The 25,234-nt window shown below is 70.5% G+C and carries 28 protein-coding genes; 14 read left to right on the top strand and 14 right to left on the bottom strand.

The genetic code is table 11. The features are described 5' to 3' along the window. Positions 1-17 precede the first annotated feature (17 nt). Both J0I43_RS08175 and J0I43_RS08180 read right to left on the bottom strand, forming a co-directional pair. The gene (locus J0I43_RS08175; RefSeq protein ID WP_292861741.1) at positions 18-470 is read right to left on the bottom strand and encodes a hypothetical protein; all 453 of its coding nucleotides are present in this window, start codon (positions 468-470) and stop codon (positions 18-20) included. A gap of 20 nt (positions 471-490) precedes the next feature. Beyond that, positions 491-2,341 (bottom strand): DEAD/DEAH box helicase, encoded by a 1,851-nt coding sequence (locus tag J0I43_RS08180; RefSeq protein ID WP_292861744.1) that lies wholly within the window; start codon positions 2,339-2,341, stop codon positions 491-493. A 75-nt stretch (positions 2,342-2,416) separates the two neighbouring features. On the opposite strand from J0I43_RS08180, the gene J0I43_RS08185 reads away from it, so the two are divergent. Beyond that, positions 2,417-3,286 carry an SGNH/GDSL hydrolase family protein gene (locus J0I43_RS08185; RefSeq protein ID WP_292861747.1) on the top strand — a complete coding sequence of 290 codons (870 nt, stop codon included), beginning with the start codon at positions 2,417-2,419 and terminating at the stop codon, positions 3,284-3,286. A 6-nt stretch (positions 3,287-3,292) separates the two neighbouring features. Here the strand turns inward: J0I43_RS08185 and J0I43_RS08190 are convergent, their stop codons facing one another. Beyond that, entirely contained in the window at positions 3,293-4,099 is an 807-nt protein-coding gene (locus J0I43_RS08190) for an RNA methyltransferase (protein WP_292861750.1), read from the bottom strand. Positions 4,100-4,210: 111 nt separating this feature from the next. Here J0I43_RS08190 and J0I43_RS08195 point away from each other — a divergent pair, with 111 nt between their 5' ends. Continuing rightward, the gene (locus J0I43_RS08195) at positions 4,211-5,062 is read left to right on the top strand and encodes a Sir2 family NAD-dependent protein deacetylase (protein WP_292861753.1); all 852 of its coding nucleotides are present in this window, start codon (positions 4,211-4,213) and stop codon (positions 5,060-5,062) included. A gap of 64 nt (positions 5,063-5,126) precedes the next feature. After that, on the top strand, positions 5,127-5,744 hold the full coding sequence (locus tag J0I43_RS08200; protein WP_292861756.1) for a histidine phosphatase family protein: 618 nt from the start codon (positions 5,127-5,129) through the stop codon (positions 5,742-5,744). A gap of 4 nt (positions 5,745-5,748) precedes the next feature. On the opposite strand, the gene J0I43_RS08205 is transcribed toward J0I43_RS08200, so the two are convergent. After that, the gene (locus J0I43_RS08205; RefSeq protein WP_292861759.1) at positions 5,749-6,930 is read right to left on the bottom strand and encodes an acyl-CoA dehydrogenase family protein; all 1,182 of its coding nucleotides are present in this window, start codon (positions 6,928-6,930) and stop codon (positions 5,749-5,751) included. 126 nt (positions 6,931-7,056) lie between these two features. On the opposite strand from J0I43_RS08205, the gene J0I43_RS08210 reads away from it, so the two are divergent. Next, complete coding sequence (locus J0I43_RS08210) at positions 7,057-7,671, top strand: TetR/AcrR family transcriptional regulator (protein WP_292861762.1); 615 nt, start codon at positions 7,057-7,059, stop codon at positions 7,669-7,671. 68 nt (positions 7,672-7,739) lie between these two features. On the opposite strand, the gene J0I43_RS08215 is transcribed toward J0I43_RS08210, so the two are convergent. The 3 genes from J0I43_RS08215 to pdhA are packed head-to-tail and all read right to left on the bottom strand — an operon-like array spanning position 7,740 to position 11,255. Continuing rightward, entirely contained in the window at positions 7,740-9,131 is a 1,392-nt protein-coding gene (locus J0I43_RS08215) for a dihydrolipoamide acetyltransferase family protein (RefSeq protein WP_292861765.1), read from the bottom strand. Next, a complete protein-coding gene (locus J0I43_RS08220) occupies positions 9,128-10,138 on the bottom strand; it encodes an alpha-ketoacid dehydrogenase subunit beta (RefSeq protein WP_292861768.1) in 1,011 nt (336 codons plus the stop codon). Before J0I43_RS08220 ends, J0I43_RS08215 begins: the two co-directional genes overlap by 4 nt. A 1-nt stretch (position 10,139) precedes the next feature. Next, positions 10,140-11,255, bottom strand: coding sequence for a pyruvate dehydrogenase (acetyl-transferring) E1 component subunit alpha (gene pdhA, locus J0I43_RS08225; protein ID WP_292861771.1), 1,116 nt, complete (start codon positions 11,253-11,255; stop codon positions 10,140-10,142). Between the two features lie 176 nt (positions 11,256-11,431). Between pdhA and J0I43_RS08230 the strand changes: the two genes are divergently transcribed. Next, on the top strand, positions 11,432-11,935 hold the full coding sequence (locus J0I43_RS08230; RefSeq protein WP_292861773.1) for an Lrp/AsnC family transcriptional regulator: 504 nt from the start codon (positions 11,432-11,434) through the stop codon (positions 11,933-11,935). On the opposite strand, the gene J0I43_RS08235 is transcribed toward J0I43_RS08230, so the two are convergent. Beyond that, positions 11,853-12,974 (bottom strand): DMT family transporter, encoded by a 1,122-nt coding sequence (locus J0I43_RS08235; protein WP_292861775.1) that lies wholly within the window; start codon positions 12,972-12,974, stop codon positions 11,853-11,855. The genes J0I43_RS08230 and J0I43_RS08235 overlap by 83 nt on opposite strands. A 70-nt stretch (positions 12,975-13,044) precedes the next feature. Between J0I43_RS08235 and J0I43_RS08240 the strand changes: the two genes are divergently transcribed. After that, positions 13,045-13,605: a CGNR zinc finger domain-containing protein gene (locus J0I43_RS08240; protein WP_292861778.1), complete on the top strand. Its 561-nt coding sequence runs from the start codon at positions 13,045-13,047 to the stop codon at positions 13,603-13,605. Here the strand turns inward: J0I43_RS08240 and J0I43_RS08245 are convergent. Continuing rightward, positions 13,565-14,464, bottom strand: coding sequence for an alpha/beta hydrolase (locus J0I43_RS08245; RefSeq protein ID WP_292861781.1), 900 nt, complete (start codon positions 14,462-14,464; stop codon positions 13,565-13,567). The genes J0I43_RS08240 and J0I43_RS08245 overlap by 41 nt on opposite strands. Positions 14,465-14,500: 36 nt before the next feature. Between J0I43_RS08245 and J0I43_RS08250 the strand changes: the two genes are divergently transcribed. After that, entirely contained in the window at positions 14,501-15,328 is an 828-nt protein-coding gene (locus tag J0I43_RS08250) for an exonuclease domain-containing protein (RefSeq protein ID WP_292861785.1), read from the top strand. 63 nt (positions 15,329-15,391) lie between these two features. Here J0I43_RS08250 and J0I43_RS08255 read toward each other — a convergent pair whose 3' ends face one another. The 3 genes from J0I43_RS08255 to glgA form a co-directional block, all read right to left on the bottom strand. Beyond that, the gene (locus tag J0I43_RS08255) at positions 15,392-15,643 is read right to left on the bottom strand and encodes a type B 50S ribosomal protein L31 (protein ID WP_292861788.1); all 252 of its coding nucleotides are present in this window, start codon (positions 15,641-15,643) and stop codon (positions 15,392-15,394) included. A gap of 96 nt (positions 15,644-15,739) precedes the next feature. After that, positions 15,740-16,531, bottom strand: coding sequence for an ABC transporter ATP-binding protein (locus J0I43_RS08260; RefSeq protein ID WP_292861791.1), 792 nt, complete (start codon positions 16,529-16,531; stop codon positions 15,740-15,742). Positions 16,532-16,541: 10 nt separating this feature from the next. Beyond that, positions 16,542-17,735 carry a glycogen synthase gene (gene glgA, locus J0I43_RS08265; RefSeq protein ID WP_292861794.1) on the bottom strand — a complete coding sequence of 398 codons (1,194 nt, stop codon included), beginning with the start codon at positions 17,733-17,735 and terminating at the stop codon, positions 16,542-16,544. A gap of 46 nt (positions 17,736-17,781) precedes the next feature. Here glgA and glgC point away from each other — a divergent pair, with 46 nt between their 5' ends. Genes glgC through J0I43_RS08280 form a run of 3 tightly spaced genes read left to right on the top strand, consistent with a single transcriptional unit; the run spans position 17,782 to position 20,445 of the window. Continuing rightward, the gene (gene glgC / locus J0I43_RS08270) at positions 17,782-19,026 is read left to right on the top strand and encodes a glucose-1-phosphate adenylyltransferase (protein ID WP_292861798.1); all 1,245 of its coding nucleotides are present in this window, start codon (positions 17,782-17,784) and stop codon (positions 19,024-19,026) included. 35 nt (positions 19,027-19,061) lie between these two features. After that, positions 19,062-19,697, top strand: coding sequence for a phosphoserine phosphatase SerB (gene serB / locus J0I43_RS08275; protein ID WP_292861802.1), 636 nt, complete (start codon positions 19,062-19,064; stop codon positions 19,695-19,697). Between the two features lie 52 nt (positions 19,698-19,749). Next, positions 19,750-20,445, top strand: a complete 696-nt coding sequence (locus J0I43_RS08280) for an alpha/beta hydrolase (protein WP_292861805.1) — start codon at positions 19,750-19,752, stop codon at positions 20,443-20,445. Positions 20,446-20,468: 23 nt separating this feature from the next. On the opposite strand, the gene fabG is transcribed toward J0I43_RS08280, so the two are convergent. Next, a complete protein-coding gene (gene fabG, locus J0I43_RS08285; protein WP_292861808.1) occupies positions 20,469-21,179 on the bottom strand; it encodes a 3-oxoacyl-ACP reductase FabG in 711 nt (236 codons plus the stop codon). A gap of 105 nt (positions 21,180-21,284) precedes the next feature. Between fabG and J0I43_RS08290 the strand changes: the two genes are divergently transcribed. The 4 genes from J0I43_RS08290 to J0I43_RS08305 are packed head-to-tail and all read left to right on the top strand — an operon-like array spanning position 21,285 to position 23,495. After that, entirely contained in the window at positions 21,285-21,914 is a 630-nt protein-coding gene (locus tag J0I43_RS08290) for a DUF4190 domain-containing protein (RefSeq protein WP_292861811.1), read from the top strand. A 56-nt stretch (positions 21,915-21,970) separates the two neighbouring features. Then, positions 21,971-22,342 carry a DUF3099 domain-containing protein gene (locus J0I43_RS08295; protein WP_292861813.1) on the top strand — a complete coding sequence of 124 codons (372 nt, stop codon included), beginning with the start codon at positions 21,971-21,973 and terminating at the stop codon, positions 22,340-22,342. Next, positions 22,339-22,569: a hypothetical protein gene (locus J0I43_RS08300; RefSeq protein WP_292861815.1), complete on the top strand. Its 231-nt coding sequence runs from the start codon at positions 22,339-22,341 to the stop codon at positions 22,567-22,569. The genes J0I43_RS08295 and J0I43_RS08300 overlap by 4 nt, the downstream gene beginning before the upstream one ends. Further along, complete coding sequence (locus J0I43_RS08305; RefSeq protein WP_292861817.1) at positions 22,566-23,495, top strand: SURF1 family protein; 930 nt, start codon at positions 22,566-22,568, stop codon at positions 23,493-23,495. The genes J0I43_RS08300 and J0I43_RS08305 overlap by 4 nt, the downstream gene beginning before the upstream one ends. Positions 23,496-23,537: 42 nt before the next feature. On the opposite strand, the gene J0I43_RS08310 is transcribed toward J0I43_RS08305, so the two are convergent. After that, a complete protein-coding gene (locus J0I43_RS08310; protein WP_292861820.1) occupies positions 23,538-25,136 on the bottom strand; it encodes an ABC-F family ATP-binding cassette domain-containing protein in 1,599 nt (532 codons plus the stop codon). Between the last annotated feature and the right edge of the window lie 98 nt (positions 25,137-25,234).

Raw genomic sequence — 25,234 nt, forward strand, 5'->3', positions numbered from 1 at the left:
GGATCCGAAGCGTGAGTTCAGCGGATGGCGCCCCGGAAGCCCCGTTCACCACGACGCATGACGAGCGTGTGTGCCACGACGAACGCGGGCCGTAAGACCGGTCCGGTGATCCGCATCCATGCGCGTCGGGTCTCCACCTCCCACGTCCAGATGAGCGCGGCGCCGTGCTCGTCGCGCGCGATCTCGAGAGACCCGCGCCCGGCGAGGTCGCCGGCGCTCACGGCCACCAGCCGCCGCGGCGGCGCGACGTCGACAATCGTCAGGTCGAGGCGGAGGCGGTACCCGAAGACGCTGCGCACCTCGAGAGCGAGCCGATCCCCCGCGCGCGGATGCGGCGGCGCCGCCAGGACGCGTACGGCCGGCCACCAGGCGAGCCGCCCCGGAACGAGCGACCGCTCGAGCATCGACCAGACGGCCTCGCGCGAGGCCGGGACCCGCCAACGCGAGACGAAGCGGTAGTCGTGCCGCATGAGCGCGAGTGTACGCGCGCTCAGGAATGCACGCGTCGGCGCAGCACCTCGATGCGCGACTGCAGCTGGGCGACCGTCGCCCGCGCGACCTCCGGCCCGCCGCAGATGCGGCGAAGCTCCGCGTGGACCTGCCCGTGCGCCTCTCCGCTCTGACGCGCGTAGAGCCCGACGAGGCTGTTGAGCAGCTGCCGCTGTTCGCGCAGCGTGCGGTGGAGCGCGGGCGGGAGGCCGGGGTCGACCGCCGAGCCGTCGTCAGAAGGTGCCGCTCCGGCTCCTTCTCGGGCCTCGCGGACGCGCCGGTGCCGGCTCTGCCGGGCTTGGCGCTGCATGAGCAGATCGTGCACGTGCTCGGGTTCGAGCAGGCCCGGAAGCCCCAGGAACTCCTCCTCCTCCGGCGTTCCCGGTACCGCGAGCTGGCCGAATTCCCGCCCGTCGAACAGCACCCGGTCGAAATGAGCGACGGACCCGAGTGCTTGATAGCTGAACTCTTGTTCGAGCTCGTCGGATGCCTTGTCCTCGCGCTCCGCGTCGGCGAGGAGCGTGTCCTCCAATCCGTCGTCGTCGCCCGACTCGCGATCGAGCGCGTGGTCCCGCTCCCGCTCCATCTCGCCGGCGAGCCCCAGCAGGACCGGCACGTTGGGCAGGAACACGGATGCGGACTCGCCCCGGCGACGCGCTCGCACGAAGCGGCCGATCGCCTGCGCGAAGAAGAGCGGCGTCGACGCGCTCGTCGCGTACACCCCGACGGCGAGACGGGGCACGTCGACCCCCTCCGAGACCATGCGGACGGCGACCATCCAGCGTGTCGTCGCGCCCGCGAACTGCTCGATGCGACCGGACGCCGCCTTGTCGTCGGAGAGGACGACGGTGGGCGGCTCCCCCGTGATCCGGTGCAGGATCGCGGCATACGCCCGCGCGGCGGTCTGATCCGTCGCGATGACGAGCCCACCGGCATCCGGGACGTCCTGACGCACCTCGGTGAGGCGCCGATCGGCGCTCGAGAGCACCGCGGGGATCCAGTCCCCCTCGGGGTCGAGCGCCGTCCGCCAGGCCTGCGCCGTCACATCCTTCGTGTTGTCCTGCCCGAGGTGCGCCTCGAGCTCATCCCCCGTCTTCGTGCGCCAGCGCATCTTGCCGGCGTAGACGAGGAACAGGACCGGCCGCACGACGCCGTCCGCCAGCGCGCGGCCGTACCCGTAGTTGTAGTCGGTGCGCGAGAGGCGGATGCCCTTCTCGTTCGGGTGGTACTCGACGAACGGGATCGGCGCCGTGTCGCTGCGAAACGGCGTGCCCGAGAGGAGCAACCGCCGCGTGGCCCTGCCGAACGCCTCCCGCAGCGCCTCGCCCCAGCTGAGCGCGTCGCCGCCGTGGTGCACTTCGTCCAGCACGACGAGTGTGCGCTTCTCATCGGCGAGGAAGCGATGCACGGATGCCTTGACCGCCACCTGCGCGTACGTCACCGCGACCCCGTGGTACTGGCGGGCATGCGTGCGCTGGCGGTTGCTGAAGCGCGGGTCGAGCCGGATGCCGACGCGCGCTGCGGCATCCGCCCACTGGGTCTTCAGGTGCTCGGTCGGCGCGACGACGATGATGCGCTCGATGACACCGCGGCGCAGCAGCTCGGACGCGAGACGCAGCGCGAACGTCGTCTTACCGGCGCCGGGAGTCGCCGCGGCGAGGAAGTCGCGCGGGCCGCGGCCGATGCCCTCCGGTCCGTCGGCGCCGAAGTAGGCCTCGAGGGCTTCGGCCTGCCAGGCGCGGAGGTTCTGCGCCGTGCCCCAGGGGGCGCGCTGCGGGAACGCGGGCGACAGGTGCTCGGCGGCGAAGCTGCCGAAGTGCTCCTGTTCCGCCGCCCGTTCGTCCTCCGTCACGAGTGACCACCCTAAACGACCCCGCCGACAGGGCGGCGCCGGTAGCCTCGATGGGGACCACGAGTCAGGAGAGTCATGCGGGAGAACGAATCGAGCCCCGACGAGCACCGCTCGCCGTACGTGCCCAACGAGAGCGCGCACCCCTGGCGGCGCATGGTCGCGATCGGGGACTCGTTCACGGAGGGCATCGGCGACCCGATCCCGGGCGGGGACGGGCATCGCGGCTGGGCGGACCGCGTCGCGGAGGTCCTCGGGGCTCAGGTCGACGACTTCGCCTACGCCAATCTGGCCGTCCGCGGAAAGCTCATCGCGCAGATCGTCGCGGATCAGATCGAGCCCGCGCTCGCCCTCGCGCCCGACCTCGTGACGTTCTCCGCGGGCGGGAACGATGTGATCCGGCCCGGCGGCGACCCGGACCTGGTCGCCGCTCAGTTCGAGGATGCCGTCGCACGGCTGAGCTCGCAGGGGGCGACGGTCGTTGTCTTCACGGGCATCGACACCGAGTTCACGCCGGTGTTCCGTGGCATCCGGGGTCGCGTCGCGATCTACAACGAGAACATCCGCGCCATCGCGGACCGCTACGACTGCATCGTCGCCGACCAGTGGGCGCTCAAAGAGGTACAGGACCCGCGGTTCTTCGACGACGATCGGCTGCACTACAACGCCCTCGGCCACCACGAGATCGCCCGGATGGTGTTGCGCGCCCTCAACGTCCCGAACGACCTGCAGCCGATGCAGCCCGACCCGCTCCCGACGCTCACGTGGCGCGAGGCGCGGACGAACGACCTCGTGTGGGCGCGTGCGCACCTCGTGCCGTGGGTGCTGCGGCGCCTGCGTCACCAGTCATCGGGCGACCACATCACGGCCAAGCGCCCCGATGCGCTCCCGGTGATCACCGAGGCGCCCGGACGCGACCGCGGCGCGCAACCGGGTCAGCCGGTCTGAGGCCCGTCAGCGCAGCGCCCACAGCGCCACGGCCGCCGCGGACGCGACGTTGAGCGAGTCCACACCCCCGGCCATGGGAATGGTGACGACGGTATCGGCGGTGTCGATCGCGCGACGCGACAGTCCGTCTCCTTCGGTCCCGAGGACGAGCGCGACCCGCTCGGGGCGGTCGGCCGCGAAGACGTCGAGCGGGACGGCACCGTCTGCGAGGGCGAGGGCGGCGAGGTGGATGCCGGCGTCCCGGAACACCTCGCGACTGGCGACCCACGGTCCGCCGCGCCCCTCCGGCAGCCGGGTCCACGGCACCTGGAAGACCGTCCCCATGCTGACCCGGACGCTCCGCCGGTAGAGCGGATCGGCGCAGCGAGGCGTCACGAGCACGGCGTCGGCGCCGAGGCCCGCCGCCGCGCGGAAGGCGGCGCCGACATTCGTGTGATCGACGATGTCCTCGAGGATCAGGACGAGGCGGGCGCCCGCGATCACGTCGGCGACCGTCCGCAGGGCCGGGCGGTGCATCGCCGCGAGCGCGCCGCGGTGGATCGCGTACCCGGTGAGCTCCTCCGCGACGGCATCCGAGACGACGTAGACGGGCGCGTCGGGGGCGAGGTCCTCGGCATCCGACCGCCACTTCTCCTGCACGAGCAGCGACCGAGGCCGGTGACCCGCGGCCAGTGCGCGCGCGATGACCTTCGCGGACTCGGCGATGTAGAGGCCCTCGGCCGGTTCGGTCACGCGGCGCAGGGCCACGTCGGTGAGGTCGCGGTAGTCGGAGAGCCGCGGATCGGCCGGGTCGTCGATGCGGATCGCGGGCATGCTCCATGCTCGCACGTCGACGCACCGGAGAATCGACACGGCCGTCCGGGGCGGGCTCCGCGTAACCTCCCGGAAAAGCACGAGGCGTACGCTCGATCATGGAGGCCCCCCATGACGACCGTCTTGGAATTCGACACGCCGACTGCGGCGACGGTCGGGCGTGCTGTCGACGCCCTCGCCGGCCGGCGCATCGCGGTGCTCACCGGCGCCGGTGTATCGACCGATTCGGGAATCCCCGACTACCGCGGCAAAGGGGCGCCGGTGCGCACGCCGATGACGGCGCAGCAGTTCCTCTCCAGCGACGCCGCGAGGCGCCGGTACTGGGTCGGCAGTCACCTCGGGTGGCGGGCATTCGCGGCGTCCCACCCCAACGGCGGACACGATGCCCTCGCGGCGCTCGAGCGCGCCGGCATCGTGACGGGTCTCATCACGCAGAACGTCGACGGCCTGCACGTGCGCGCCGGGAGCCGCCGCGTCGTCGAGCTCCACGGCACGATGCGCCGCGTGCTCTGCACGCACTGCGGCCAGGTCTTCGACCGTCGTGACCTCGCCGTGCGCGTCGAGCGCGACAACCCCTGGATCACCGTGCCGGATGCCGTCGAGCTCGGCCCCGACGGCGATGTGCTGCGGTCCTCCAGCGAGGGCTTCGTGGTCCCCGCGTGCAGCGTGTGCGACGGCATGCTCAAACCCGACGTCGTGTTCTTCGGCGAGTACATCCCCGCGCTGAAGTTCACCGAGGCCGAGCAGCTGGTCGCGGCGAGCGATGCCCTCCTCATCGCCGGATCGTCGCTCGTCGTGAACTCCGGCATCCGCCTGCTCGAGCGCGCGCGGCGTCGTCGACTGCCGATCGTGATCGTCAACCGCGGCGAGACGCGGGGAGACAGCCGGGCGACGGTGAAGGTCGACGCCGGGACGACCGAAGTGCTGCAGGCGCTCGCCCACGCGCTCCCCGCGGCAGGCTGAGCGGTGCTCCGCTGAGCGGCGTCGGAGGGGAAAGCTCCCAGGCGGGGGCCCGTAGGCTCGAAGCGTGACGACACTGCTTCTGGTACGCCATGGCGAGACCGACTGGAATGCCGCGCGGCGTATCCAGGGGTCGACCGACATTCCCCTCAACGAGACCGGGCGTACGCAGGCGCGGGCGACGGCGGCGGTGCTCGCAGAGCGGATGTTGCAGCAGCACGGGGGCGCGCGTCCCCTCATCGTGTCGAGCGATCTCTCCCGCGCCCGCGAGACGGCGCAGATCATCGCCGCAGAGTTCGGCACCCACGTCACCCGCGCGTACCCGCAGTTGCGCGAGCGCTCCTACGGCGTCGCCGAAGGCCTGACGATCGACGACTACCGGGCCCGGTTCGGCGAGTTCAACCGCGACAACGTGCCGGAGGCGGAGAACGACGAGGCTCTGCGCGCGCGGGCGGTGGATGCCGTCCGCCGCGTCGTCCGCGACGCGCGCCGCCACCATGCGCCGGCCGACGTCCCGGTGATCGCGGTGTCGCACGGCGCGTTCATCGGGCAACTGATCCGGCACGCCAGCGCCGGCGAACTGCCCCTCGCCGGCGAGCGACTGGCCAATGCCTCGACGCACGCCTTCCGCGTGGAGCGGGACCGATTGAGCGTGCTGTCCTATATGGCCGTTCCGGTCGGCTGACCCCTCACGCCGCCGCGCCGCGCGTGAGGCCGAGGGCGCGCGCGAGCACGAGCAGCTGCACTTCGGTCGTCCCCTCGCCGATCTCGAGGATCTTCGAGTCACGGAAGTGCCGTGCGACGGGGTACTCGTTCATGAACCCGTTGCCGCCGAAGATCTGCGTGGCATCCCGCGCGTTGTCCATCGCGGCGTCCGACGCCGTGAGCTTCGCGATCGCCGCCTCCGGGCCGAACGGGCGGCCCGCGTCACGCAGGCGCGCGGCGTGGATCCATGCGAGGCGCGCCGTGTGCACGCGCGCCTGCATGCGGGCGATCATGAACTGGATCGACTGGCGCGAACCCAGTCGTTCCCCGAACACCTGACGACTCTGCGCGTAATCGAGGGCCGCATCCAGGCACCCTTCCGCCGCTCCCGTGGCGAGCGCTGCGATCGCCACTCGACCCTCGTCGAGGATGCTGAGGAAGTTCGCGAATCCGCGCCCGCGCTCCCCGAGCAGGTTTCCCTCGGGCACGCGCGCGCCCGTGAAAATCAGCGGGTGCGTATCTGAGGCGTGCCAGCCGACCTTGTCGTATGCGGGTCCGACCTCGAACCCCTCGGTCCCGTTCGGAACGATGATCGTGGAGATCTCCTTGCGGTCGCCGCGACGACCGGTGACGGCCGTCACCGTGACGAATCGCGTGATGGCGGTGCCGGAATTCGTGATGAACTGCTTCGCGCCGTCGATCACCCAGTCCCCGTCCTCCAGCCGCGCCGTGGTCCGGGTGCCGCCGGCATCCGATCCCGCCTCCGGCTCGGTGAGGCCGAACCCCGCGAGGGCGCGTCCGGCAAGGAGATCGGGCAGGAGCTCGGCACGCTGGGCATCGGTGCCGAAACGGAAGACCGGCATGGCGCCGAGGCTGACGCCGGCCTCGAGAGTGATCGCGATCGACTGGTCGACGCGCCCGAGGCCCTCGATCGCGAGACCGAGCGCGACGTAGTCGCCTCCCTGCCCGCCGACCTCCTCGGGGAACGGGAGCCCGAACAGCCCCAACTCCCCCATCGCCGCGACGACGTCGAGCGGCAGGGTCTTCGTCCGATCGGCCTCGTAGGCGCGCGGCGCCACGTGCTCGTCGGCGAATGCGCGGACCATGCCGGCGAGCTCGCGTTCCTCGTCGCTGAGCCCGTAGGCCGCGACATCCAATACGCCCATGCCATCTCCTTCGATGCGCTCCGCGTCACGATCGGATCACGGGCCCCGCTCACGCTGGCACCGCAAGGATGCGCCGGGTTAGTGTTCCTTAACCGAATCAGTCCAGGTTAGCGAGGATTAACTGGGATGGCAACGCATACCCCCATCGAGCCGGCGACCGGGCGTGACCGGGCGAAGGCCGAGCGCTACGACGCCCTGCTCCAGGAGGCGGCGCGGCTCTTCGCCGCGCACGGGTTCGACGGTGTGAGTCTCGAGGACCTCGGTGCCGCCGTCGGGATCACGGGACCCGCCGTCTACCGTCACTTCTCCAGCAAGAAGGCGCTCCTCGGAGCCGTCCTGCGCCGCGCGAGCGAGGGGCTGCTGACGGGAGGGCGGCGCGTCGTCGCCGTCGACGGCGAACCGGTAGCCCAGCTGCGCGATCTCATCGACTTCCACGTCGAGTTCGCGTTGGCCGATGCCGACGTCATCCGCGTGCACGACCGCGACCTCGCGCGTCTCAGCGACGACGACCGGCATGTCGTCCGCCGGCTTCAGCGCGAGTACGTGGAGCTCTGGACCGACGTCCTCGAGCGTCTCCATCCCGACCGCGACGCCGCCGACCTCCGTGTGCGCGCTCATGCGGGGTTCGGTCTGATCAACTCGACCCCGCACTCGGTGCGCGGTCTGCGCGATGTCCCCGACGACGCCGTGGTCCACGACATCCTCGCCGACATGGCCTTCGCCGCACTCGCCGCGCACTGACGGCCCGGCGCGCCACCGCTCCCGGTGGGGATGCCGCGTCGGCGCTCCTCCACCGGGTGCGGTCGCGCTCAGGCGAGCAGCATCGCCCGGCCGGGCTCGCGCAGCACGTCGCCGACCGCGGCGAGGAAGCGCGCGCCCTGCTCGCCGTCGACGAGACGGTGATCGAAGGACAGGCTCAGCGTCAGGACATCGCGCAGCGCGATCTCGCCGTCGTGCTCCCACGGACGGCGACGCACCGCACCGATGCCGAGGATCCCCGCTTCCGGCGGATTGAGGATCGGCGTGCCCGCATCGACGCCGAACGTGCCGAAGTTCGTGATCGAGAACGTCCCGCCGCTCAGCGCCGACGGAGCGGCACGTCCGGCGCGCGCGGTCTGAGCGAGCCCGCGGATCGCGTCGGCGAGCCCGGCGAGCCCGAGCGCCTGTGCGTCCGGGATGTGCGGGACGATGAGCCCGCGCTCGGTCGCGGCCGCGATGCCGAGGTTGACGTAGTGGTACTGGACGATCTCGCCCGCTTCGTCGTCCCAGCGCGCATTGAGCGACGGCTCGGCGCGCAGCGCCAGGCACACCGCCTTCGCGACCACGGCGAGGATGCCGATGCGGTGTTCGGCCAAGCGCGCATCGGCGCGCAGGTGCTCGACGAGCCGACTGGTCTCGGTGACGTCCACCTCGAGGAAGCACGTGACATGCGGCGCCGTGAAGGCGCTGCGCACCATGGCGGCCGCCGTCGCCTTCCGCACGCCACGGATCGGCAGCCGCGTCTCCCGCTCGCCGGTGACGGACGATGACCCGTCGACGGCGGTGGGCGTCGCTGACGGCTGCACCGGAGCGACCGTCGCGGGCGCGGCATCCCTCACTTGCGCGGCGAAGTGCTCGACGTCCTCGCGGCGGATGACTCCCTCCACACCCGACGCCTCCACGAGGGCGAGATCGATGCCCAACTGCTTCGCGAGCAGGCGCACGGGGGGCGTCGAGCGCGGGCGCTCGCCCCGCGCATCGATCGGCGGGGCCTCGGGAACGTCATCGTGCGGCGCGGCCTCGAGGACGGACGTGTCGGATGCCGCGGCGACGCGGCCGGTCCGGGCCCGACGCTGCGGCCGTTGCGATGTGCGCGGCGCGGCGCCGTAGCCGACCAGGTTCGGCACGGCGCGCTCCGGCTCGTCCTCCTCCCTCGCCGTCGCCGCGTCGGTGGTCGGCGATGCCGCATCCAGAGCCTCCACGCCAGCGACCTCGATCGCGATCAGAGGACTCCCGACCTCGACGACGGCGCCGGTCTCGGCGTGGAGCCGACGGACGGTGCCGGCGAACGGCGAAGGCAGCTCGACGATCGCCTTCGCCGTCTCGACCTCGGCGATCGGCTGATTGAGGGTGACGGCGTCGCCTTCAGCCACGAGCCATTGCACGATCTCGGCTTCCGGCAGCCCCTCGCCGAGATCGGGCAGGCGGAACTCCGAGATCACGGGTTCACCCCCGACAGACTGTGGGGTCGATCCAGAACCCGGTCCACCGCGTCGAGGAGGCGATCGAGGTCGGGGACGTGATGACGTTCGAGCTTCGCCGGCGGGTAGGGGATGTCGTGGCCCGTGACCCGCACGGGAGCCGTCTCCAGGTGATGGAAGCACTGCTCGGTGACGCTCGCGATCAGCTCGGCGCCGACGCCGGCCTCGCCCGCCGCCTCGTGGGTCACCACGACGCGCCCGGTCTTGCGCACGGACGCCGTGACGGTGCGGTAGTCGACCGGTGAGAGCGAGCGCAGGTCGATGACCTCGATCGACACGCCCTCGTCCTCGGCGGCGGTCGCGGCATCCAGCGCCGTCACCACCTGCGCGCCGTACGTCAGGAGTGTGACATCCGTCCCCTCGCGAGCAACGCGGGCGAGCCCCATCGGAGGTGCATCCGCGATGTCGGCGTCCGTGTCGACCTCGCCCTTGGTGTGGTAGAGCCGCTTCGGCTCGAAGAAGACGACCGGGTCGTCGCAGGCGATGGCCTGCTGCAGGACGGTATGGGCGTCCTGCGGGTTCGACACCGCGACGACCCGCAGTCCCGCGGTGTGGACGAAGTACGCCTCGGGCGACTCGGAATGGTGCTCGGCCGCGCCGACGCCTCCCGCCCAGGGGATGCGGATCGTGATCGGCATGGTGACTCGCCCGCGCGTGCGGTAGTGCAGCTTCGCCACCTGGCAGACGATCTGGTCGAAGGCGGGGTACACGAAGCCGTCGAACTGGATCTCCACGACGGGACGGAAGCCGCGATAGGCGAGACCGACCGCCGTACCGACGATGCCGGACTCCGCGAGCGGCGTGTCGATGACCCGCTGCGGACCGAACTCGTCGAGCAACCCGTCGGTGATGCGGAAGACGCCACCGAGCTTGCCGATGTCCTCCCCCATGACGAGCACGCGGTCATCGCGCGCCATCGCACCGCGCAGGCCTGCGCCGAGCGCCTTGCCCATGGTCAACTGGGCCATCTCACGCCTCCTCGTCCGCGAAGCCGTCGAGGTAGGCGGCGAAGCGTTCCCGCTGGCGAGCGATGCCCGAATGCGGCTCGGCGTAGACGTCGTCGAGGACCTCGATCGCGGGCCGGGTCGTCGCGGTGAGAACGGCATCGCGCATCTCGGCGGCGAAACGGTCGCCGGCGGCGGTGACCTCCGCGCCGAAGGCATCGTCGAAAGCGCCGATCCGGCGCAGGTACGACTCGAGGCGGAGCAGCGGATCACGCACGCGCCAGTGCTCCACCTCCGCCGTGTCGCGGTAGCGGGTCGGGTCGTCGGAGGTCGTGTGGGGGCCCATCCGATAGGTCACGGCCTCGATGAAGACCGGCCCTCCGCCCTGCCGCGCGTGATCGAGCGCCCAGCGCATCGCGGCCGTGCAGGCCATGACATCGTTGCCGTCGACACGCAGACTCGGGATGCCGAAGCCGGGCGCCCGTCCGGCGATCGGGAACCGGGATTGCACCGTCACGGGCTCGGAGATCGCCCACTGGTTGTTGGAGCAGACGAAGACGACGGGCGCCTGGAACGACGATGCGAACACCATCGCCTCGTTGACGTCGCCCTGGCTCGTCGCGCCGTCGCCGAAGTAGGCGACGGCGACCTGATCGCCGCCGTCGCGCTGGATGCCCATCCCGTAGCCCACCGCGTGCAGCGAGTGCGCGCCGATGATGATCTGCAGAGGCGCGAGGTGGAGCTCGCGCGGGCCGTACGTCGAGTGGACCTCTCCGCGCCACGCGAGGACGAGCTCGGCGGCGCGCGCGCCGCGACTGAGGAGGACGCCCAGCTCGCGATACGACGGGAAGAGGAAGTCGTCGGGGCGGCAGGCGCGCGCGCTCCCGATCTGGATCGCCTCCTGGCCCTGCGCGGGGGCCCAGAGCCCGAGGTGTCCCTGCCTCTGCAGTGCGACGCCTTCGACGTCGGCGCGACGGGCGATCGCCATCCGACGGTACAGATCACGCAGCTGGTCGACGTCGATGTCCTCCACCCACTGATCCAGGCGGGTATCGTGCACCCGTTCGCCGTCGGGGGTCAGGAGCTGGGCGAGGTCGTCGGTGTCCTGCGCGGGCGCCGGGGCAGTGATCAGGGTGTGCATCGTCGTCATCCCTTCGGGGTGCGCCGAGGCTTCGTGGGCCGCGGCACGTCCGGACGTCGGCTTCGTCGCCGATTGGGTTTGAGAGTACGGGCGACTCGCACCTCGCTCAAGCATTCGAAGGCATGCTGAGCATGTTGCGCAGTCGCGTCACCGGAGCGCTGTTAGTATTCAGCACTATGGGTTCTCTAGATCGCGTCGACCTCGAGCTGCTGAGCGCACTGGCCGACGACCATCGCGCCACCGTCGTGGCCCTCGCCGACCGTCTCGGGCTGTCGCGCAACACCGTCCAGGCGCGCATGCTCCGGCTGGAGCGGTCTGGAGTCTTCCACTCCTACGAGCGCGCCATGTCGACCAAGGCGCTGGGGTTGCCGATCGAAGCGATGGTGAGCGTCATGGTGCGCCAGGCTGACCTTCCGCGCATCACGACCGCGATCGCCGAGATCCCCGAAGTGGTTCAGGCCCACGGCATGAGCGGTGAGGTGGATCTCCTCGTCCGCGTGGTCGCGCGCGACACCCAGCACCTCTTCGACGTCGACGCACGGATTCTCGCGATCGAGGGCGTCGAGCGCACCGAGACCTCCCTCGTCATGGGTGAGGTCATCGGTTACCGCGTGCGTCCTCTGCTGGAGGTGTCGAGCCGGGACCCGGCTCTGCGGGAAGCGGCTCGACGGGAATCATAGCGGCGCGCGCGAACTCGCCCTCGGCATCGACGCGGCCGCGGTCACCGGCATCCTGCCGGACCAGGACGACGCCCACGAGCAGCACGACGCCGCCGACGAACTGGATCGGGCCTGGCGTCTCCCCGAGGAGCAGCCATGCGAAGCCGAGGGCGAAGAGCACCTCGCTCAGCCCGATGAACGAGGCGAGCCGCGACCCGACGCGGGGAACGGCCATGACGCCCAGCGCGTAGCCGAGCGTCGTCCCCACGGCGCCGACCCAGAGGATCGGAAGGATGCCGGGGACCTCGACGCCGCGGAATGCGACTGTGACGGCGGGGGCAGAGAACGGCAGGGCGCCCGTCACCGCGAGAAGGCCCATGAACGCAGCCCCGACGAGGAGGCCGCCGGAGGCGAGCGCGAGCGGGGGCAGGTCATCGCCCGTACGTTCGCTCATCACGAAGTACACGCAGACGGTGATGGCGGCTCCGAGGGCGAGAAGCGTGCCGAGCAGGTCGAAGCGCGCCCCGGAGATGTCCACGACGAGCACGAGGCCAACGATCGCGACGATCGATCCCACGATCACGAGCCGCGACGGCGCTCGTCGAGTGCGGATCCACACGAACACGACGAGCAGGACGGGCGCGAGGTACTGGATGAGCAGCGCGACCGCGACCGGCATCCGCTGCATCGCAGAGAAGAAGAGCAGCTGGCACCCCGCGACGGGAATCAGGCCGAACATGACCAGGGAGCGCCAGTGCCGGCGAAGGAAGGACCGCTCGCGACGCACGGCCGCCACGAGTGCCGGCGACAGGACGAGGCCCGCCAGCCCCATGCGGACCACGAGGGCCGCCGAGAGCGACCAGCCGGCTTCCAGCAGCGGCTTGACGAGAGGCCCGCTCGACGAGAAGGCGAGCGCGGAGGTCACGGCCATGACGATGCCGACCGTACGTGCCCGCGCCGGGGAGTGGGGGGCACGTCCTCCTGCGCCGGTGGCGCGGTGCGCCGCGGGGAGGTCTCGCGCGGCGGATGGGATGATCTCGAGCGGGGCGGTGTGCGTCACCGACGGTCCTGTCATGAGTATTCGGTCTCTACACTGGTGACAGTACTGCCCGAATCAGTCAGGAGTCAATGTGGTTTTCATCCATGACACCGAGCAGTCGCTGCGCGCGGCCGCGGCGCTCGTGAACACGTTGCCTCACGTCGGCACCGAGGCCGTCGATCAACTCGTCACGCAGGCCGATTTCGACGCCTACCTCGACGAGTACGCGTACACCGGGACCTTTCACCGCGACGACGAGGAGCTCGACGCGGTGCGCGCGAACCGCAGCCGGCTGCGCGGACTCTGGGATGTCGATCGCGATGCGGCCGTGCCGATCGTGAACGCGATGCTGCGGGACGGGAACGCACTCCCCCAGCTCGTCATCCACGACGGATTCGACTGGCACATCCACGCGACCGAGTCCGATGCGCCGCTGTCCGTGCGCATGCTCGTCGAGGCGGCGATGGCGTTCGTCGACGTCATCCGCGCCGACCAGTGGGACCGCGTCCGGATCTGCGAGGCGGATGACTGCGACGCCGTCTACGTCGACTTCTCCAAGAACGGGTCGAAACGCTACTGCGACACCGGCAACTGCGGCAATCGGATGAATGTCATCGCGTATCGCCGCCGGAAGGCCGAAGAAAGCGCCTGATCTCGACGGCCGCGCGCTCCGGGGTCTCGTAGTGGATGAGGTGACCGACGTCCGGGATCTCGACGAGCTCGGCGTCGGGGAAGAGCGTCCGCAGGTGTCGCTCCGCCTCGATCGGCGTGATGTCGTCCTTCTCCGCCGCGATGAGCAGCGTCGGCTGGTCGATGCGCGGCGCGAACCGGCGCACGTCGTTCGACACGGACGCGAGGAAGCCCTCGTGCAGCACGTCGCGATCGCCGAAGAGCGAGAAGTACGCATCGTGCTGGTCGTGGATGAAGGCTCGCAGGCGCTTGTCGCGGGTCTTCGCCATGGACACGCTCATGACGCGCACGATCAGGCGAGCGCGCAGGAGGGCGTCGCCGAGGCGTCGCGGCAGCTTCGCGCCCGCCCAGTAGTAGAAGACCGCGAGACGGGTGAGGATGCCGCGCGGCCCCTCGAGCGCCGGCGCCCCGATCGGATTCACGAGGATCACTCGCGGCGTGTCGAGGCCACCGGCGACGGCGGCGGCGACGACGATCGAACCGAACGAGTGGCCGAGCACGGGCGCACCCGGGGCCACCGCGGCGGCGAACTCGGCGAGCCAGTCCGCGTACGCGTCGATGTCGTGGACCACGCCGTGGAGCGGTGCCGTCTCGCCGAACCCCGGCAGGTCGGGAGAGATGACGCGCACGCCCTCGAGGAAGGCGACGACCGGTTCGAGCCCGTGGTGGTCGCCGCGATAGCCGTGCACGGCGAGCAGAGTCACGGATGCCTCGGCATCCCCGTACTCCCAGTATGCGGTCGTGCCGTTGCTGAGCTCTACCGTGCGACGGACGATCGGGATCGCGGCGAGCCGGTCGGCATAGGGCGAGCGCGCGGTCATCCCTCGAGTCTACGAGCCCCGCGAGCCTGCGACACGATGTCCGAGGCGTCGCATACCTTCGGAGGCATGAGTCAGTGGCAGGTTCCGCTCCCCCTCTGGGGCGATGACGCCCTCGACATCGTGGCGGAACCCCGAGAGCGCGACGACACCCCGGTCGGCCTCGCCGCGGCAGCCTCGTCCGGCGGCTGGGCGGATGCCGTCGGCGTGTTCGATCTCGAGACGACGGGCGTCGATGTCGAGCACGACCGGATCGTGACGGCCCACGTCGGGCTCCTCGATGGCACCGGCACCGCCCTGCGCTCGCGCTCGTGGATGGCTGACCCCGGCATCGAGATCCCCGAGGGCGCCACGGCCGTCCACGGCATCACCACCGCCCACGCGCGTGCCGAGGGACGCCCCGCCGCCGAGGTCATCGCCGAGGTGGTGGCGGAATTGCGAGAGCTCTTCGCCGGCGGCGTACCCGTCGTCGCGTACAACGCCCCCTACGACTTCTCCCTGCTTAAGTACGAGTCCCTGCGCCACGGCATCCCGCCGATCGACGCCCCCGCGCCCGTCGTCGATCCGCTCGTCCTCGACAAGGCCCACGACCGCTTCCGTAAGGGCAAGCGCACACTCGAGGTCGTCGCCGCCCACTACGACGTCGCGCTCGTCGGCGCGCACGACGCCGCCGCGGACGCGATCGCGGCCGGGCGGGTCGCGCAGGCGCTTGCACGGCGCTTCGCGCTCACGGGCCCGGTCCACGAGCTGCACACTCAGCAGATCGCCTGGGCCCGCGCGCAGGCCGAGAGCCTCACGGAGTATTTCGTCCGCATCGGGCGCATCGATCCCGAAGACCGCATCGACGGCGCCTGGCCGATCCGTTGACGGTGCACTGCGCCGGGAAACGACGAATGCCCCGCCGAGGCGGGGCATTCGTGCGGCTCGGACTTACTTGGAGCCGAAGTTCTTGAAGCGCTGGTTGAACTTCTCGACGCGACCGGCCGAGTCCATGATGCGCTGCTTGCCCGTGTAGAACGGGTGCGAAGCCGAGGAGATCTCGACGTCGATGACGGGGTAGGTCTCGCCGTCGAGCTCGATCGTCTTGTCGCTCGTAACCGTCGAACGGGTGAGGAAGGTCTCGCCGGAGCCGAGGTCGCGGAACACGACCGCCTGGTACTCGGGGTGGATGTCAGTCTTCATGGGGTTCCTTACGTGGTGCCCTGGATTTTGCCAGGGCGAGGGAAGTCTGTGATGCAGAGTGCACCAAGGATCGATTCTACCAGCCGAACGCGCGGTTCAGGAAACCGCGGTCGCGCGCGCCGCGAAACGACCGTCCTCGCTCGAGAGCGCGATCGGCATCCCGAAGGTGTCGGAGAGGTTCTCTGCCGTCAGCGCCTCGGCGATCGGACCCGCCGCGACGACGCCCCCGTCGCGCAGCAGGAGGACGTGCGTGAAGCCGACGGGAATCTCCTCCACGTGGTGGGTGACCATCACCATCGCGGGCGTCGTCGGCGCCTGCGCGTACCCGCCGAGGAGGGCGAGCAGCTCCTCGCGCGCCCCGAGGTCGAGACTCGCGGTCGGCTCGTCGAGGAGCAGCAGCTCGGGGTCGGTCATCACGGCGCGCGCGATCTGCACACGCTTCTGCTCGCCGTCGGAGAGGGTGCCGAACGTGCGCTCGGCGAGGTGCGCGAGCTTCCATTCGCCGAGCACGCGGTGCGCACGCTTCTCGTCGATCGCCTCGTACTGCTCGTTCCACCGGCCCATGACCGAGAAGGCCGCTGTCATCACGGCATCCAGCACGGTCTCCTCCGGCGGCATCCTGCGCGCCATCGCCGAGGATGCGAAGCCGATGCGCGGGCGCAGTTCGAAGACGTCGGCGCGGCCGAGCGTCTCGTCCAGGATCGACACACGTCCGGAGGTGGGGTGAACGAGCGTCGCGGCGAGTTGGAGGATCGTCGTCTTCCCCGCGCCGTTGGGCCCGAGGATCACCCAGCGCTCGTCGTCGTTCACGCTCCACTCGACGTGATCGACGATGTTTCGGGCGTTGCGGCGGACGACGACATCGGCGAGTTCGAGCACCTGAGGCATGTCCCCCAGCCTATCGGGACGCGTCGGCGACCTCGCGGTAGAGGGCGCTCGTGGTGTCGGCGATCGCCTGCCAGCTGAACGCCGATGCGGCGCGTTCCCGACCCGCGGCGCCGTACGCCCGCGCGCGCTCGGGGTCGGAGACGACCTCGGTGAGAGTTGCGGCCAGATCGGCGACGAACCGGTCGGGATCGGTCGGCGTGCCGGTGCCGTCCTGCACCTGCTCGATGGGCACGAGGCGGCCCGTGACGCCGTCGACGACGACCTCGGGGATGCCGCCGGTCGCGGTTCCGACGACCGCCGCCCCGCACGCCATCGCCTCGAGATTCACGATCCCCAGCGGCTCGTAGACGCTCGGGCAGACGAACGTCGTCGCGGAGGTCAGGATCGCGCACAGCTCATCGCGCTGGAGGAACTCGTCGATCCACACGACGCCGTCGCGCGTCTGCTGCAGGTCGCGGACGAGGCCTTCCACCTCCGCCATGATCTGCGGGGTGTCCGGCGCGCCGGCGCACAGCACGATCTGCACGTCCTTCGGCAGCAGGGCCGCGGCGCGCAGGAAGTACGGCAGGCCCTTCTGCCGCGTGATCCGTCCGACGAAGACGACAGAGGGGACGTTCGGGTCGATGCCGAAGCGCTCGAGGAGGGCGTGATCGGTGCGCGGTCGCCACGCGTCGACGTCGATCCCGTTGTAGATCACGCGGACCTTGTCCGGGTCGAGGTCCGGGTAGCTGCGCAGGATGTCGCGACGCATGCCGTCGCTCACCGCGACGACCGCCGCAGCGCTCTCGTACGCGGTCTTCTCGATGTAGCTCGACACGGCGTACCCGCCCCCGAGCTGCTCCGCCTTCCACGGACGCAGCGGCTCGAGAGAATGCGCGGTCACGACGTGCGGGATTCCGTGCAGGAGCGAGGCGAGATGCCCGGCGAAGTTCGCGTACCACGTGTGCGAGTGCACGACGTCGGCCCCGGCGACATCGCCCACGATCTCGAGGTCCACGCCGAGGGTCTGCACGGCGGCGTTCGCAGACTGCAGCTCGACCGGCACGGCGTAGGACATCGTGCCGTCCTCGTCGCGGTCGGCGCCGAACGCGTGAACGCGCACCTCGAGGCTCCCGCGCAGGGCGCGGACGAGCTCGGTGACGTGGACACCCGCCCCTCCGTAGATCTCGGGCGGATACTCCTTCGTGACGATGTCGACGCGCATGTCAGGAACGGTAGTACAACCGGGATTGAGGACATAGTGTGGTGCCATGCCTGCAGCGCCGAAGGTCTTCGGAATCATCCTCGCCGGCGGCGAGGGCAAGCGCCTCATGCCCCTCACCGTGGACAGAGCCAAGCCCGCGGTGCCGTTCGGAGGCCAATACCGCCTGATCGACTTCGCGATCTCGAACCTCGTGAACTCGGGCCTCAGACAGATCGTCGTGCTGACGCAGTACAAGTCGCACAGCCTCGATCGGCACGTGTCGCAGACGTGGCGGATGTCGGCGCTGCTCAACTCCTACGTCACCTCGGTGCCGGCCCAGCAGCGCCTCGGCAAGCGGTGGTTCTCGGGTTCGGCCGATGCGATCCTGCAGTCGTTGAACCTCATCTACGACGAGAAGCCCGACATCGTCGTGGTGATCGGCGCCGACCACGTCTACCGCATGGACTTCGAGCAGATGATCGACGCGCACATCGCTTCGGGCGCGAAGGCGACCGTCGCCGGCATCCGTCAGCCGATCGGCCTGGCGAACCAGTTCGGCGTCATCGACCTCGACCCGGACGACAACGTCACGATCCGCGACTTCCTGGAGAAGCCGCAGAACCCGACGGGTCTCGTCGACGATCCTTCCCAGGTACTCGCCTCGATGGGCAACTACATCTTCGACGCCGATGCCCTGATCGCCGCCGTCGAAGAGGACGGCGAGCTGCCGACCTCGGGGCACGACATGGGCGGCGACATCATCCCCTACTTCGTGAAGCGCGGCGAGGCAGCCGTCTACGACTTCAAGGCCAACGACGTGCCCGGCTCGACCGATCGCGACCGCGACTACTGGCGCGACGTGGGTACGATCGACTCCTTCTTCGACGCGCACATGGATCTCATCTCGACGCTGCCGATCTTCAACCTGTACAACATGGATTGGCCGATCCACTCGCAGGCAGTGAACTCGCCCCCCGCGAAGTTCGTGCGCGACGGCGTCGGGCGGATGGGCAACGCGATCGACTCGATCGTCTCGCTCGGGTCGGTGCTGTCGGGAACGCACCTGGAGCGTTCGGTCGTCGGGCCATGGACGCTGTCGGCGGGCGGAGCGACGATCACCGATTCGGTGCTGTTCGATCACGTCGACGTCGGCGCGGGTGCGCGCGTGCACCGCGCGATCCTCGACAAGAACGTCGTGCTCGAACCGGGCGCGACCGTCGGCGTGGATCGCGCGCTCGACATCGCACGCGGGTTCACCGTGACCGACAGCGGCATCACGGTCGTGGGGAAGAACTCCCGCATCACGAGCTGAGCGGGCGGGGCCGGACGACCGGCTAGGTTGGTCGGGTGCCTGACGCCCGCTTCCTCGTCGTGTTCGACGCCGACTCCACCCTGCTGCGCAACGAAGTGATCGAGCTCATCGCCGACGAGGCGGGGCGCGGGGCGGAAGTCGCCGCCGCGACGGAGGCCGCCATGCGCGGCGAGGTCGACTTCGCGACGAGTCTCCGATGCCGCGTGCAGGCGCTGCAGGGCGTGCCTCTGAGCGCATTCGAGCGTGTCCTCGCGCGCGTCGAGCCGACGCCCGGTGCCGTTGAGCTCGTCGCCGAGATCCACGCGCGCGGGGGGATCGCGGCGGTCGTCTCGGGGGGCTTCCACGAGATCCTCGACACCGTCGCACCGGCGCTGGGCCTCGACATGTGGCGCGCGAATCGGCTCGCTTCGGACGGGACGGTGCTGACCGGCGTCGTCGAGGGTGAGATCGTGGATGCCGACGGCAAGGCCGCGGCGCTGCGCGAATGGGCTGCCGCCTCCGATCTGCCGCTGCGCCGCACGATCGCGGTGGGCGACGGCGCGAACGATCTCCGCATGATGGCCGCGGCGGGACTCGGCGTCGCGTTCAACGCCAAGCCCGCCGTGCGCGCCCAGGCGGACGTGGTCGTCGGCCCCGTCGATCTGCGCGAACTGATCCCGCTCCTGCCCTGACGATCCTCTGCGGCTCCTTCCGGATGTCGGCGGTCGCCGATAGCGTGCGGGCATGGACGTTCTGCTGATCCCCGGTCTCTGGCTCGACGCGTCGTCGTGGGACGAGGTGCTCCCGGCACTGCGCTCCGCGGGCCTGCGCGCGCGGGCGATGACGATGCCCGGTGTCGGCGCAGCCGCGTCGGAGAGCGCCGACATCGGGATCTCCGAATGGATCGCCGCCGTGGTCGCCGAGATCGATGGGGCAGACGGGGATGTGGTGGTCGTCGGGCACTCCGGCGGCGGCAACGTCGCGTGGGGCGCGGTGGATCGCCGGCCCGATCGGATCGCTCGCGTCATCCTCGTCGACACGATTCCGCCCTACCCGGGCGCGGACATCTCGGAGTTTCCCATCGTGGACGGTGTCGTGCCGTTCCCCGGGTGGGACTTCTTCGATGCCGTGGACACGTGGGACGTCGACGACGAGACGCGCCAGCGAACCCTCCCCCTCACCCGCAGCGTCCCGGCGCGAGTGCCGACCGCTCCGATCGGGCTCGAGGACGAACGCCGCTTCGGCGTTCCGACGACGCTCCTGATGGGTGGGATCGATGAGCCGACCTTCCGCCGCCTCGTCGCCGGCTGGGGGCCGCACGGCGACGAGTTCGCCGCTCTCACGGATGCCGAGGTCAGAAAGCTCGACACGGCGCACTGGCCGCAGTTCACGCAGCCGGAGCGGCTCGCCGCGGCGATCGTCTCCGCGATCGTGCGGTGATTCCGCGGTGATCCCCCAGCGGGTCAGTGCCCCATGCCGAGGCCGCCGTCGACGGGGATGACGGCGCCGGAGATGTACGCCGCATCGTCGGACGCGAGCCACGTGACGACACCGGCCACCTCATCCGCGGTCGCGAACCGGCCGGCGGGGATGCTCCGCTTGTATTCGGCCTGCGTCTCGTCGGGCAGCTCCGCCGTCATGTCCGTCTCGATGAAGCCGGGAGCGACGACGTTCGCCGTGATCCCGCGGCCGCCGAGCTCGCGCGTGAGCGAGCGAGCGAAGCCCACGAGCGCCGCCTTCGACGACGAGTAGTTGATCTGACCGGCGGAGCCGTACAGGCCCACGACGCTCGAGATGAGGATCACGCGGCCCCACTTGGCGCGCAGCATCCCCTTCGATGCGCGCTTGACGACGCGGAAGGTGCCGCCGAGGTTCGTCGCGACGACGGAGTCGAAGTCGTCCTCCGTCATCCGCAGCAGCAGCGTGTCCTTCGTGATGCCGGCGTTCGCGACGACAACTTCCACGGGCCCGAGCTGCTGCTCGACCTCGGTGAACGCGGCATCCAGCGACGCGGCATCCGTCACATCCGCGCGGACCGTCAGCGCGCCGACGGGGCCTTCGCCGCAGCGGGCCGTGACGGCGGTCTTGTAGCCGGCAGCGACGAAGCGCTCGGCGATCGCGCGGCCGATGCCGCGGTTTCCGCCCGTGACGAGGACGACTCTCTCGGTGGACATGGTGCTCCCATCGCTCGAGGACCGCACCAGCCTAGTGCGAACGCGTGCCCTCGACGGCCCGGGCCGGCCCGCCGCTAGGCTGGATATCGGCGAGAGGAGCCCCACGTGACCGATTCGAACAGCCCGCAGCCCGACGGCGCCGAGCCCCGCGACGCAGTTCCCCCCGTGCCGCCCGCTCCCCCGACGGCGCCCGCGGCTCCCTCCGAGCCGGCACCAGCCTACGACTCGGCCCCCTACGTGGCACCGGCGGCGCCGGCCTACGACACCGGTGCCTACGGGGTACCGCCCGCGCCGCCCGCGTACGCCCCGCCGGCCTACGCACCCCCCGCGTACCCGGCGTCGCCCTACGGCGCCGCCCCGACGCCGGAGTACGCCGCGCCCGCGGCAGCCCCCGCCTATCCGGTGCAGCCCACGCCCGGCGCGGCACCCGTCATGCCCTACGGCTACGGCGGCTACGCGCCTCCCCGCAAGACGAACGGGCTGGCGATCGCCTCGATGATCCTGTCGATCGTCGGATTCCTGTGGATCCTGCCTCTCGTCGGGTCCCTCGCCGGCGCGATCATGGGCCATATCTCGCTCGGACAGATCAAGCGATCGGGTGAAAGCGGCCGCGGCATGGCGCTCGCCGGCGTCATCGTGGGATGGTCCGGGCTCGCCATCCTCGTGATCGGCGTGCTGTTCTTCATCTTCGTGATCGCGCTGGGCGCCTCGTCGGGAGCCCGCTATGGGGCCTGAACCCCGTCGGCCGCCCCGTGTGAGACTCCGTCGCGGCGGCGTAGGCTTGTCGCACCGTGAAGAACTCCCCCGCTCAATCTGCGACCTCGCTGCCGCGCGCCCCACGCGACGACGCGCACAGCCGCATGACGAAGTACTTCACGATGATGGCGATCCGCGTCGCGTGCTTCGTGCTGATGGTCGTGGTCCAGCCGTACAGCTGGTACACGTGGCTGTTCGCGGTCGGCGCGATCTTCCTGCCCTACGTCGCCGTCGTGATCGCGAACGTGACTGCGGCACCGGCTGAGCGCGCCGTCCCCCCCGAGCGCGCGTTGACGGCGCCGCCTGCCGGTGGCGCCGATCCCGGAGCGGCTCCCACGGCATCCGGCGTGATCCGTCTGAGGGAGAGCACCCCGCAGCCTCCGGCCGACCAGGACGGTGCGCGATGACCCCGGACAGCGCTGGCGTCGTCTGCTCCCGCGCGGGGTGCCGCGACGATGCGCATTGGCGGGTCGTCTGGCGGAACCCCCGCATCCACTCGGCAGATCGCCGCAAGATCTGGGCGGCGTGCGACGCGCACGTCGCGTACCTGCGTGACTATCTGGCCGCCCGCGACTTCCCGGTCGAGGTGGAGCCGCTCGCGGCCGCGGATGCCGCTGTGGAGGCGACCTCGTGAACCGGACCGCGCTGCGCTGGACGGGCTACGTCGCGGTCGCCATCCTCTTCGCGATCGCGTGCGCCTACCTCTCGCACTGGCAGTTCTCGCGCAACGAGGAGCGGGAACGCCAGCTGTCGCTCATCGCCGCGAACTACGACGCGACGCCTGCTGCTCTCGGCGACCTGATCGGCTCGGACGGCGCGTTCGATCCGGGCGATCAGTGGCATCCCGTCGAGGTGCGCGGCGAGTACCTCGTCGATCAGACGCTTCTCGCCCGCAATCGCGCGCACGGCGGAACGGCGGCCTTCGAGGTGCTCGTGCCGCTGCGGACCGACACCGGTCAGGTCCTCATCATCGATCGAGGGTGGCTCGCGCCCGGCAACGACCAGCCCGAGCCGGATGAGGTGCCCGCCCCGCCGAGCGGCACCGTCACCGTCATCGCTCGGCTGATGCCGGGCGAGCCGTTGCGCAATGCGACCCAGTCGGCGCCCGAGGGCCAGGTCCCGACGATCAACCTGCCGCTCATCGCCGAGCAGACGGGGCTCGACAGCGTCGTCACCGGCGCCTACGGGCTCATGGCGTCGGAGGACCCCGCGGCCGCGTCGATCCCGAACGCCCTCGAGTCGCCGTCGGAGGATCCGGGGCCGCACCTGTCCTACGCGATCCAGTGGATCCTCTTCGCCGTGATGGGCTTCGTCTTCATCTGGTACATGATCCGCACCGAGCTCCGCCACCGGCGCGAAGATGCGCAGGATGCCGCGGAGGCCGCGGCTCTCGCGGGAGTCTCGACGATCGACGCGACCGACGCGTCCGGCGCGACCGTCGCCGACGCGGTGGTTGCTTCCCCGGCATCCGCCGTTCGCCGACGGCGGGGCGAGCCGCGCCGGAAGGACCGCGACATGACCGAGGAAGACGCGCTCCTGGACGAGCTCACGCCCCGCTGAGCCGCCACGCCCGTTCACGTGGCGCCCGCTCGCGCGACCGCGTCAGGCGAGTTCGATCAGATCGACGTAGTCGCGGCCCCAGATGTCCTCGACGCCGTCGGGCAGGATGAGCACCCGCTCGGGGTTGAGAGCCTGCACGGCGCCGGAATCGTGCGAGACGAGGACGACGGCGCCCTCGTAATGCGCGAGCGCGCCGAGGATCTCCTCCCGCGACGCGGGGTCGAGGTTGTTCGTGGGCTCGTCGAGGAGGAGCATGTTCGCCGACGAGACGACGAGCGTCGCGAGCGAGAGGCGGGTCTTCTCACCTCCGGAGAGCACGCCGGCCGGCTTCAGGACGTCATCGCCCGTGAAGAGGAACGAGCCGAGGACCTTCCGCGCTTCGGTCGCCGTGATGTCGGGGGCAGCGGACATCATGTTCTCGAGCACCGACCGGCCCACGTCGAGATTCTCGTGCTCCTGGGCGTAGTAGCCGATCTTCAGACCGTGTCCGGGCTCGAGCTCGCCCGTGTCGGGCTGATCGACGCCCGCGAGAATGCGCAGCAGCGTCGTCTTGCCGGCGCCGTTGAGCCCCAGCACGACGACCTTCGAGCCGCGGTCGATTGCGAGATCGACATCGGTGAAGATCTCCAGCGATCCGTAGGACTTGGACAGGTTCTTCGCCATGAGCGGGGTCTTGCCGCAGGGGGCGGGCTTGGGGAACCGCAGCTTCGCGACGCGATCCTCCTGACGCACTTCTTCGAGACCGGAGAGCATCTTCTCGGCGCGCGCGACCATCTGGTGCGCGGCAGCGGCCTTCGATGCCTTCGCTCCGAACCGTGCCGCCTGCAGCTGCAGCGCCGTGGCCTTCTTCTCGATGTTCGCGCGCTCCTTCTTGCGGCGCTCCTCATCGGCGACCCGCTGGCGCAGGTAGTTCTTCCAGTTCATGTTGTAGATGTCGATGACCTGACGCATCGCGTCGAGGTAGAAGACGCGGTTGACCGTCTCGCCGACGAGTTCGACGTCGTGGCTGATGACGATGAGGCCGCCCTTGTAGTTCTTCAGGAACTCGCGCAGCCACACGACGCTGTCCGCGTCGAGGTGGTTGGTGGGCTCGTCGAGGATCATCGTCTGCGCGTCCGAGAACAGGATCCGCGCGAGCTCGATGCGCCGGCGCTGACCGCCGGAGAGCGTCTTCAGCGGCTGGTCGAGGATGCGGTCGGGCAGCGAGAGGTTGTGGGCGATGGATGCCGCCTCCGCTTCGGCGGCGTAGCCGCCGAGCGCCTCGAACCGCTCCGTGAGGTTGCCGTAGCGGCGCATCGCCTTCGCGGCGACCTTCTCGTCGGCATCTCCCATCTGCAGGGACGCCTCGTGCATCTGCAGGGCGAGCGTGCCGAGGCCGCGCGCGTCAAGGATACGGGTGCGGGCGAGCATCTCGGGGTCACCGGAACGCGGATCCTGGGGCAGGTAGCCGAGCTCGCCCGAGCGCTCGATCTTGCCGTCGGCGGGCACGAGGTCTCCCGCGAGGACTTTCGTGAGCGTGGTCTTGCCGGCGCCGTTGCGGCCGACGAGGCCGATCTTGTCGCCGTCCGAGACGCGGAACGACACCTCCGACATGAGGGTGCGCGCGCCCACGCGGATCTCGAGGTCGTGCACGGCGAGCACAGCAGACGTCCATTCTTCGGCGGGAGGGTGTGGCCGTGAAGCGGGCCAGCCTCTCAGTCTACCCGCGCGATCGGTCCGCGTTCCCCGCCCGCTTCGTT

The sequence above is a fragment of the Microbacterium sp. genome, assembly GCF_017305435.1.
In the GTDB taxonomy this organism is placed as follows: Bacteria; Actinomycetota; Actinomycetes; order Actinomycetales; family Microbacteriaceae; genus Microbacterium.

Excerpts from the sequence above, each read along its gene's own strand:
- J0I43_RS08175 (WP_292861741.1), bottom strand. The coding sequence starts at position 470 with ATGCGGCACGACTACCGCTTCGTCTCGCGTTGGCGGGTCCCGGCCTCG.
- J0I43_RS08185 (WP_292861747.1), top strand. The coding sequence starts at position 2,417 with ATGCGGGAGAACGAATCGAGCCCCGACGAGCACCGCTCGCCGTACGTG.
- J0I43_RS08190 (WP_292861750.1), bottom strand. The coding sequence starts at position 4,099 with ATGCCCGCGATCCGCATCGACGACCCGGCCGATCCGCGGCTCTCCGAC.
- J0I43_RS08195 (WP_292861753.1), top strand. The coding sequence starts at position 4,211 with ATGACGACCGTCTTGGAATTCGACACGCCGACTGCGGCGACGGTCGGG.
- J0I43_RS08205 (WP_292861759.1), bottom strand. The coding sequence starts at position 6,930 with ATGGGCGTATTGGATGTCGCGGCCTACGGGCTCAGCGACGAGGAACGC.
- J0I43_RS08210 (WP_292861762.1), top strand. The coding sequence starts at position 7,057 with ATGGCAACGCATACCCCCATCGAGCCGGCGACCGGGCGTGACCGGGCG.
- J0I43_RS08220 (WP_292861768.1), bottom strand. The coding sequence starts at position 10,138 with ATGGCCCAGTTGACCATGGGCAAGGCGCTCGGCGCAGGCCTGCGCGGT.
- pdhA (WP_292861771.1), bottom strand. The coding sequence starts at position 11,255 with ATGCACACCCTGATCACTGCCCCGGCGCCCGCGCAGGACACCGACGAC.
- J0I43_RS08230 (WP_292861773.1), top strand. The coding sequence starts at position 11,432 with ATGGGTTCTCTAGATCGCGTCGACCTCGAGCTGCTGAGCGCACTGGCC.
- J0I43_RS08245 (WP_292861781.1), bottom strand. The coding sequence starts at position 14,464 with ATGACCGCGCGCTCGCCCTATGCCGACCGGCTCGCCGCGATCCCGATC.
- J0I43_RS08250 (WP_292861785.1), top strand. The coding sequence starts at position 14,501 with ATGTCCGAGGCGTCGCATACCTTCGGAGGCATGAGTCAGTGGCAGGTT.
- J0I43_RS08255 (WP_292861788.1), bottom strand. The coding sequence starts at position 15,643 with ATGAAGACTGACATCCACCCCGAGTACCAGGCGGTCGTGTTCCGCGAC.
- J0I43_RS08260 (WP_292861791.1), bottom strand. The coding sequence starts at position 16,531 with ATGCCTCAGGTGCTCGAACTCGCCGATGTCGTCGTCCGCCGCAACGCC.
- glgA (WP_292861794.1), bottom strand. The coding sequence starts at position 17,735 with ATGCGCGTCGACATCGTCACGAAGGAGTATCCGCCCGAGATCTACGGA.
- glgC (WP_292861798.1), top strand. The coding sequence starts at position 17,782 with ATGCCTGCAGCGCCGAAGGTCTTCGGAATCATCCTCGCCGGCGGCGAG.
- J0I43_RS08280 (WP_292861805.1), top strand. The coding sequence starts at position 19,750 with ATGGACGTTCTGCTGATCCCCGGTCTCTGGCTCGACGCGTCGTCGTGG.
- fabG (WP_292861808.1), bottom strand. The coding sequence starts at position 21,179 with ATGTCCACCGAGAGAGTCGTCCTCGTCACGGGCGGAAACCGCGGCATC.
- J0I43_RS08300 (WP_292861815.1), top strand. The coding sequence starts at position 22,339 with ATGACCCCGGACAGCGCTGGCGTCGTCTGCTCCCGCGCGGGGTGCCGC.